The organism is Asanoa sp. NPDC050611, assembly GCF_040654855.1.
Classification (GTDB): domain Bacteria; phylum Actinomycetota; class Actinomycetes; order Mycobacteriales; family Micromonosporaceae; genus Asanoa.
Map to the genome: position 1 here is coordinate 1 of NZ_JBFAIU010000325.1, position 8631 is coordinate 8631.

Below are 8631 nucleotides of genomic sequence, written 5' to 3' on the forward strand. Positions count from 1 at the left end.
GCCAGCACCGCGCTCTACAGCGTCGTGGGGCCGGCGCTCGCCGTCGTGATCGGCGCGGTGGACGGGTACGACTTCGACGAGGCCTGGCACCTGTGCGAGCGGGCCCATGCCGCGGCGCACGCGAGCGGGACCACCTTCGTGCTCGGCGGCGCCCGGGCGCTGCAGGCGATGATCCTGCACCTACGCGACCAGCACGCCGAGGCCGAAGCGATCATCGACGAAGGCATCCGGCGTCACCTGCGGCACCACCGCGGTGTGCTGTCCACGCTGCTGACCTACCAGGCGGACGGTGCGCTGGCCGCCGGCGACCCGGGCCGGGCGCGGGATCTCGCCACGGAGGCGCTGCGGGTCGCCGAACCCCTCGGCGACTACCTGCGGGTCGGGATGGCCCGCTCGGTGCTCGCCCGGATCGAGGCGCTGACCGGCGACCTGGCCCGCGCCGAGGACGTGATCGACCCCGTGCTGCGGCTGGTCGAGGGCGCCGAGGACGAGGTGTTCATACCCGGTCTCGACCGCGCCATGGCCGTGCTGTCGATGCGTCGGGACGACCCGCCGGCCGCCGTCGACTGGCTGCGGCGCGCCGCCCGCTCCACCGACCGCGGCACCGCCACCTGGCTCGCCGGTCAGGCCCTGCCCCACCTCGGCGCGGCCCTCGCCACCACTGGCCGCCGCGCCGAGGCGGTCGCGGCGCTCGACCGGGCGGTCGAGGTCGCGCGACGCCTGCGCATGCCCGCGGCACTGGCGGAGGCGTACGCCGCGCAGGCAGACCTCGCGGCCGCGGACGCCGACGGCCGCACCCGGGCCGTCGAGCTCCACCACGCGGCGTTGACCATCCGCGTCGACCGCAGGCTCCGTGCCGCCCAACTCGACAGCCTGGAGGCACTCGCCCGGGTCGGCGCGGCCCTCCAACCGGCGCCAGACGATGTGCGCATTCTCTACGCGGCCGACTCCGCGCGCACGGACGCCGGCCTGCCGCGCGGTCCCGACCCGCAGCGGGCGTACGACCTCATCATCGGCAACCTGCGGGACGCGCTCGGGGCCGCCGCGTTCGAGCGGGCGGCGACCGAGGGCGCGCGGCTCACACTCGACGTGGCCGTCGAGTACGCCCGCCGATCCCGGGGCCGCCGCGGCCGCCCGGCGAGCGGCTGGTCCAGCCTCACCCCCACCGAGCTGGAGGTCGTCCGCCTGGTCGCCCAGGGCCTGACCAACCCGCAGATCGGCGCGCGCCTGCTCATGAGCCGGGGCACGGTGAAGACGCACCTCTCGCACATCTTCACCAAGCTCGACACAACCAACCGCGCGCAACTCGCCGCCGCCGCGATCGACCGGGAGAGGTCAGCGGGCGGATTCAGGGCTGGACCCGCTCGAACCGGACCCGGTTGAGCCAGCCGGGCAGGTCACTGAGCACACTTCAACGACAACTGTGCGGTGAGTGTGGATCCGGTGACGTCGGCCAAGGCCTGGTCGAGGAGATCAACGACATCCGCGCGGCATTGCGGGGCAAAGCTCGGCTGGTCCTGTCGGGAGGGCACTCCGGTGTTCGACCCGCAGCAATGCTGCCCGGGTGGGCGATACGCCGGCCCCGGTTCTCGAGTATGACCACAGCTAGCCTTTGTTTTTGGCGTCGGGAACGGGGGCGGCACAAAGACATCTATACGATGTGGTTGAAGGAAGACAGCTGTCCGCCCTCGGTCGCGGGCTGCTCGGATGATGTCTGCGCGAGTCTGTGATCTGTCCGGAGGTCGGAGATGAACGGGGCGCTTACCGACGACGAACGTCGTGTGGTGGGTGCCGCCCAACGCCTCGGCCTCATCCTTAGCAGTGATTGGCCGGCCGTAGCGGCTCATCTGCTCGTGCAGGGGGCCGACGGGCAGGCGGTTTCTGAGCTTGCCGGGCTTCCGCGGGCCGCGTCGCCCTGGAGGGTCGACCGGCTGGTACCCGAGGTGATGGTCGACCTTGGTATCCGTGAGATGCCCGCGGACCAGGTCACCGAGTTGCTCGCGCGGATGGTTGGTTCAGTCGTTTCCGGACAGCCGCATGCTGACGATTTCGCGGCCATCCGATTGTTGGCGCGGCTGGCGCCGGTTCTCGACTATCCCGGCGGTGCCATCAGCGACGCGTACTCGGCTTCGGAATGGCTGGACTGCGCGTGCCACGCCAACTCATCCGAGCGGGACGCCGCGATCGCGTTGGAAGGCACCCTCCGCGCGGCTGAACCGGTGGACGCCGATCGTGGGTTACTGCAAGCACTGACCGCCACCTGGTTCTGACGTTAGTCAGCACGCGGACTTCCGGATCTCCCGCATGGAGGTCCGCGGCTTGCTACGCCAGGGTCCAGCGCAACGCCAGCAGATCGACCGTCCGCGCCGCAGACGGTGGGGGTCGGCTAACCGTTGGAGGTGATGCTGCCGGATCCGGGAGCATCACATGCATGATGCTGCTCGTTCCCGGTGACCCGTTGTGGCCGCGGCGTCCAGATGAGCAGCCAGATTCAAGACAACAAACAGCGACGCGCCGCCCGGCTGCGTCACTCGGCTTCCCTCTTTGAGTGACACGCTCATTGCGAGCTCCTGCGCACCGCGCAGCACGAGAGGGCAGCTGCCCTGGACCGGGTCCTGCCGTTGGCGTACACCGGCACAGCTCTGACAGGCTCGCAACGGGACATGGCTGCCAAGCTCGGAGTCGGCACCGCCGACCGTGACAGCCTTGTCCGGACCATCACCGATGTTCTCGACCGCGATGACGCCACCGTCGCGGCCGTGTGCGGTCTGTTGCGGGCGCGCCGCAGCCACGCCGCCGAGGTCCTGGCCTTCGAGCTCGCGGCCCGCCTCAACGCCGAACTCGACGCGGTCGACTGGATCACCTCCCCGCAACAGGTCACGCGCCCGGAGTCGCATGACTGCGACATCGCCGGGTGGGCCGACGGCATTCTCGTTCGCTTCCAGATGCGGGCCGGCCGCTTACGCACCTGGACCCAACGGGCCTGCACCCGAACACGCGCCGGCGCGTATCTCACCAGTACGCCGGCTGAATGGGCCGATTTCGCCCATCGAAACGCTCAGCTCGCCGCCCAACTCGCCCGACCGCGGCTACCCGGGTGCGAATGGGCAACTGGTAGTTGACGGGGAAGCGGAGGGGCCTTCTGCCGTAGCTGCGGTGCCTACTTCCTCGGGCCCACCGGGGTGAAGCAGGCCAGCTTCCGCTCGTCACCAGTCGTGTTCTGCTTGACGCTGCTCGATCAGTTCGTCGACAGACGGCAGCCAGGTCGAGCGTTCTGTCTCCTCGACGTCGTCTACTGGGGTCGCGCTCACTAACCACGGATTGGCGCAAGGACCGGGGTGATCGGGTGATTCACAGATCGCCGCGCCGATCCGCTCGACGATCCGGTCTAGCTCCGCGTCGGAGGCTAGGAGTGTCAATCGAATCGCCCACGGCCGTTGGCTGGCCATCGGCCGAGGCGACGCCGCGAGCCGGTACCGGCCGTGGGCGAGCCGTTCTAGGTCGTCGTACGTTCGGGCGTGATGGTCTGGTACGTCGGAGCACATCCGGCTGACGATGTGGGTCCGTATCGTCGACTCCGCGTACACGCTTCCCCGTCGACGGAGCTCGTCGATCACATCCTGCGGCTGGAACGAACCATCCACGCTCCGCTCGACGATGGAAGGAAGCGCAGCAAGGATCTCATCTCGCGCCGTCACCGCTTCATGATGATGCGGCAGGTGTACAAACACGCTCGGTCGACCGTCCTCATCTGCCGAGGCGTCAGCTGCGTCGTTCATTCGGTCCACGTCGTGTGGACGGTATGTCTGCAGCCATATTGCCAGGAAGTTCCGCGTCTCAGCGCCTGTCGGCGGCATGATCGCTGGAGGTAGATCAGAGCGTTGCTCTGTCGGGCAGCTAGCAGGGTCACCGGCCAACTGGTCCCATTAGGACACGATTGAGGCCCGCCGGGCCAGCACCGCGTCGACGATCGCCTGCGGTGCGGTTTCGGGGTTGCCGGCGGCGTACGGCGGTCTGGGTTCGTACTCGTGCGCGAGCTGGATCACCTGGGCCACCGGGTCGCCGGCGATCCGCCCGGCCAGGGCGAACGCCATGTCCAGTCCGGCCGAGACACCGGCGGCCGTGACGTACTTGCCGTCGAAGACGTACCGTTCGTCGATCGGGATCGCGCCGTGGTCGGCCAGCTGGTCGCGGACCAGCCAGTGGCTGGTGGCGGTGCGTCCCTTCAGCAGGCCCGCGGCCGCGAGCAGCAGTGAGCCGGAACATACCGAGGCCGTCCAGGTGGTGTGTGCGTCGGCGGCCCGCAGCCACTGGAGGATCGGGCCGTCGTCCATGTGCGCGTTCTGGCCGGGGCCGCCGGGAACCATGACGACGTCCGGACGCGGCACTTCGGACAGTGCCGCGTCGGCGAGCAGGCTCAGGCTGCCCGCCTCGTTGCGCACCGGGCCCGGGCGCTCGGCGACGAAGACGACCTCAGCGCCGGGCAGATGACTGAGCACGTCGCACGGCCCGACCGCGTCGAGGGCCGTGAACCTGTCGTACAACAGGATCGCGATCTGCATGGGCTCTCCTCGAATCAGGGACGGCATGGCGGTGGCGCCAACCCGACTCATAGGCAGTGTCTACCAGACGTCGTAGACACTGTCTACGGCGTTGAGAAGTGAGGCCTAGCGCGTGACCGGCAGGGCATTGACGATTGCGGTCGCCGTCTTCGACGCCCGCTTCTCGGCGGCGGCGGTGATTTCCGTCGGGGAGTTCGCCTTGCGTGAGCGGATCGCCAGCGTCTCGATGCTGATCAGCAACGAGCCGTGTGCGAAGGCCAGCTTCACGTCGCCGGGCAGGTAGGTCACACTCTCTTCGATCTCCGGGTTGACGCGCTTCACGGTCGCGCTGGTCAACCGCGCCTGCGTCGAACCGATGGCCACCGTGCGGGAGCCCCTCCGGGCGGTGGCCATGCCGATGGTGAGCCCGAAGTCGGCCTTGGAACAAGCCGCCGCCCGCACCTTGGCCGCCGCCGCGGCGGCCGCGACGGCGTCGTGCAGGTGGAACACCCGGATCTCCATGATGGTCTTCGGGCCGTACACGCCGCCGATCGAGGTCACGGGGTCGACGTCGATGCCCGCCGACCAGTCGGCGTCGAGGGGGAGCCAGTCGGCGTTCCCCGGCGCGTCCGGTTCGGCGATGAGCAGGTCACAGGTCGCGTGCGAGGAACCGCCCGGCTCGATCTCGCGCTGCTCGATCTCGTTGCCGAGGCCGCCCTCGTCGATCACCCGCCCGATGGTCGCCATCAGCGCCGCAGGCCCGGTTTCCGACGGCGACGGCGCGACGCTCACCGAGGGCGTTGGGACAGGGGGCGGCGGCGCTGACTCCGCCATACATCCGGAAAGTCCCGCCACCAGCACTACGATCACGAAAGCGGTTGCCTTACGCGTCCACACACCAGCACCCATCGTTCCCCGCTCCCCGTTGGGCCGGAGCATACTTCGTCGCTGAGGAGCGGTCGGACCGCGGGAGCCTGAGCGGGCCCGGCCGACGGTGATCGTCGAAGGGCACCGTCACAGCACGGTCGTAGTTAATTCGCGATGGGCGCCTCGGCGCCGTCCAGGCGCTCAGCGTCCAGATCACGTCCACGGCGGGCTTCAAATGCGCCGGCTCCAAGCGGGATCGGTGGCCGTTCGCCGAGCTTGAACAGCTCGGCGGCGTTCGAAGCGGTCCTACTTCGCGGCGGGGTTTGGTCATGAGTCGATGCGGTAAGGCCGGTAGCGCGGTCCTGGTGGCTGGTGTTCGAGCCCGTTCTCGTCCATCGCGTTGAAGACGGTCAGCCATGCCGGGGCGAGGTCGAAGCCGATCGCCAGGCTGCCGTCGGCCATGTCATGGTCGCCCCCGATCCATTCGAGCAGTTCGACGTGGCGCAACGTGCGGCCAGGCAGGTCCACGAGATTTGGCAACGGGTCCGGGCGCCAGGCGAGATGGAAGCAGGAATCCTCGATTGCCCGCTTCGGGTTGATGGTGTTCCAGGTGATGGAGAGGTCGTCGAACTTCTGATGGTCGATCTCGACCTGCGTAGCACCGAAGTCGAGCAGGACGGGCGCGTCGGTGAACCACTCGTCGTCATCGAGGTCCCATACCAACCAGAGGTGCTGCAGGGTGAGACCGATCAAGCTGGCGAGGCGTCGCGCGTGCGCGCCTGTGATGTTGTCGCGGCCCCTAAGCCATTGCGGCTGATAGTCCTGGATGCCGTAGCGGATCATGAGCTGAGTCTGCCACCCGGCACAGGCTGCCATTTAGGTCTGCGTGGCGGCTCCGGCTGGCGCGCCTTGGATCGGAGGAGGGCTTGCGTGGCGCTCGGAACGTCGGCGAGTAGCTGGTTCCCGTCGTAGACGCGGAAGGTGGCCGACGGTCGCTGGCGCGGCGGAAACGGTGCCTGCTCCGCGGCGGGTGATGGTGGGCTGCTGGCAATGGGCGGCGGGATGCCGGGGCGGTACAGCCGCCATGGATCGCCTCGCCGTCAGCGTGCGCGTCCCGGCGCTCATCTCGGCGATGGGCACGTCCGCGTTCAATACGGCGATCCGTTGCGCCGCAATGAGGAACGGTGACCTGGACTGAGGCGTTTGAGAAGTCCGGCAGCTTTATGCGGCCTGGCAGGGGTGATCCTCGGCTGGCAGGATTTACACCACGAACGCCGATTGGTTGAACGGCTTAGGCCAAGGAGCAGTCGCATTGTCGACAGCGATGTCAGCTACTCGGCCGCTGAAAGTTGTTGACCTTGGTGGGCACACTATTGCGCGTGACGTACGAATCCCCGCAGGATCCCTGGAATGGGCAGCCGCCGCCACCCCCGCCGCCGTATCAGCCCGGGTATGGGTCGCCGACGCCGCAGCAGGGGCCGCTGACGCCGCCGTACCTGACCGCGGCGTCCCCGTTTGTACCTGCGGGTCGGCGGTCGTGGTGGGCCAGGCTTCCGGTGTTGGGTAAAGCCGCGCTGATCACTGGAGCCGCCGTGGTCCTGTGCTGTGGCGGGCTCGTGACCGTGGGCGCTATCGCAGGGCCGCCCGACCCGGCGCCTACCACCTCTACCGTCGATGCCGCCGGCCCACCGGCATCGGCTGGTGAGGCGACCGGGTCCGCGCCATCGGTTAGCGAAGCGACGGGCGAGCCGGTAGCTGCGGCGGAAGAGCCGTCACCCACAGTGGAATCAGTGCCCACGATCGAGAAGCGCACCGTGACCGAGACCAAGGCGATTCCGTACTCGACCAAGCGGGTCAACGATTCGTCCCTAGCCAAAGGCACCACCAGGGTGTCAACTCGCGGTGTCGCCGGAGTCAAGACCCTCACCTACGAGGTAACACTCACGAACGGGACGCAGACCGGCAAGAAACTCGTCCGCACCGTGATCACGAAACAGCCAGTCACCCAGGTCACCCGGGTCGGCACCAAGGTGGCGCAGAAGTGCGACCCGAACTACAGCGGCGCCTGCGTGCCCATTGCGAGCGACGTCGACTGCGCCGGCGGCAGCGGTAATGGCCCCGCCTACGTGCGAGGGCCCGTACAAGTCATCGGCAGCGACATCTACGACCTGGACCGCGATGGCGACGGCACTGCCTGCGACTGACCAGACGCAGCCGTCCACTTCATACAGACGGCAGCTCGACTAAACTCGAAAGCCCCCACGATGCCGAGCAGATCGCCGCCGCCATTGCTTTCGGTAGTGGTGGCGGCGGTGAAGCCAACTGGCACTTCCCTGGAGACGCCTAACAAGTGAGCAGTGATCAGGTGCGTGGCGCTCCAGAGCCAGGGGGTTCTCCAGGATGTGGAACCTACGTCTTACGAAACCTCACAACGATGTCGAGGACTGCGGGAACGTCACTCTGGTCCCGCTGCCGGAGGAGGCATGGGATACCTCGATTGCCCTGTGGTGGGGCGATCGCTGGGGTTGCCTGGTCGACCTCTGGACTGCGCAGGAGGGGAGAAGCGACCTCGTTCTCGACGTCCAGGTCTTCGAGCGCGGCTCTGGATGCCGCTTCTCCGTTCACCTTGTCTACGTCCCCTGAACACGACCGGACGCGCTACAGAAGGCCGGATTCGATGCCGGCCCTCGTGATATGAGCGACCAGCATTCCATCTCCTGAGGCGCCCGACCGCGCATCAGCGCGCCAGCTCTCACGAATGAGGTCGTCACCAGACCTGAACGCCTTGCTCCCAAGGGGGCCGAACCGCCGTACTTCGATGAGGCTGCGGCCGACCAACGAGACCAGGCCCGGACCGCCCATTGCTCCGTCCCAGCCCTCGCGGTCGGGCCGGTCAGCTGTGCAGCTTCTCGAAGAGCTCGTTCAGCGTGTTGTAGTACCGCTTCGTGCGGCCCAGGTGAGTCATGCCGAGTCGCCGGCAGACGGCCTGGGAGGCTTGGTTGTCGGGATCCGTGACGGCGACAACCTTCGCCAGGCCCCGGCTGAATGCGTCGTCGAGGATCGCCTGCGCCGCCTCGGTGGCGTAGCCGCGTCCCCAGGCGTCCGGATGTAGGTGCCAGCCGATCTCGACGTCGTCTGGCCCGTCGGAGGGTTCGCCGGCCGACAGGGGGACAGGCTTGAGCAGAAGGTTGCCCACCAGGCCGCCGTCGCCGGCTGTGGTGAT

9 protein-coding genes are annotated in these 8631 nt (G+C 68.2%); 4 read left to right on the forward strand and 5 right to left on the reverse strand.

Annotation, left to right across the window (positions count from 1 at the left end; genetic code table 11):
* From AB0H87_RS33430 to AB0H87_RS33440, 3 genes are all read left to right on the forward strand, one after another.
* Window positions 1-1383: LuxR C-terminal-related transcriptional regulator (locus tag AB0H87_RS33430; protein WP_360154889.1), on the forward strand; the 1383-nt coding region annotated here is incomplete at its 5' end.
* A 365-nt stretch (window positions 1384-1748) separates the two neighbouring features.
* Window positions 1749-2270, forward strand: coding sequence for a hypothetical protein (locus AB0H87_RS33435; RefSeq protein ID WP_360154892.1), 522 nt, complete (start codon window positions 1749-1751; stop codon window positions 2268-2270).
* Window positions 2271-2663: 393 nt separating this feature from the next.
* Window positions 2664-3122, forward strand: a complete 459-nt coding sequence (locus tag AB0H87_RS33440; RefSeq protein ID WP_360154895.1) for a hypothetical protein — start codon at window positions 2664-2666, stop codon at window positions 3120-3122.
* Between the two features lie 84 nt (window positions 3123-3206).
* Here the strand turns inward: AB0H87_RS33440 and AB0H87_RS33445 are convergent, their stop codons facing one another.
* The 4 genes from AB0H87_RS33445 to AB0H87_RS33460 all read right to left on the reverse strand — a co-directional run bounded on the left by AB0H87_RS33445 (window position 3207) and on the right by AB0H87_RS33460 (window position 6251).
* Window positions 3207-3779, reverse strand: a complete 573-nt coding sequence (locus AB0H87_RS33445) for a hypothetical protein (RefSeq protein WP_360154898.1) — start codon at window positions 3777-3779, stop codon at window positions 3207-3209.
* Window positions 3780-3926: 147 nt separating this feature from the next.
* Window positions 3927-4562, reverse strand: coding sequence for a DJ-1/PfpI family protein (locus AB0H87_RS33450; protein WP_360154901.1), 636 nt, complete (start codon window positions 4560-4562; stop codon window positions 3927-3929).
* A gap of 105 nt (window positions 4563-4667) precedes the next feature.
* The gene (locus tag AB0H87_RS33455) at window positions 4668-5480 is read right to left on the reverse strand and encodes a hypothetical protein (protein WP_360154904.1); all 813 of its coding nucleotides are present in this window, start codon (window positions 5478-5480) and stop codon (window positions 4668-4670) included.
* A gap of 255 nt (window positions 5481-5735) precedes the next feature.
* Window positions 5736-6251: a hypothetical protein gene (locus AB0H87_RS33460; RefSeq protein ID WP_360154906.1), complete on the reverse strand. Its 516-nt coding sequence runs from the start codon at window positions 6249-6251 to the stop codon at window positions 5736-5738.
* Between the two features lie 947 nt (window positions 6252-7198).
* Between AB0H87_RS33460 and AB0H87_RS33465 the strand changes: the two genes are divergently transcribed.
* A complete protein-coding gene (locus AB0H87_RS33465; protein WP_360154909.1) occupies window positions 7199-7612 on the forward strand; it encodes a G5 domain-containing protein in 414 nt (137 codons plus the stop codon).
* A gap of 689 nt (window positions 7613-8301) precedes the next feature.
* On the opposite strand, the gene AB0H87_RS33470 is transcribed toward AB0H87_RS33465, so the two are convergent.
* Window positions 8302-8631, reverse strand: a 330-nt coding sequence (locus tag AB0H87_RS33470; protein ID WP_360154912.1) for a GNAT family N-acetyltransferase, incomplete at its 5' end; no start/stop codon positions are given.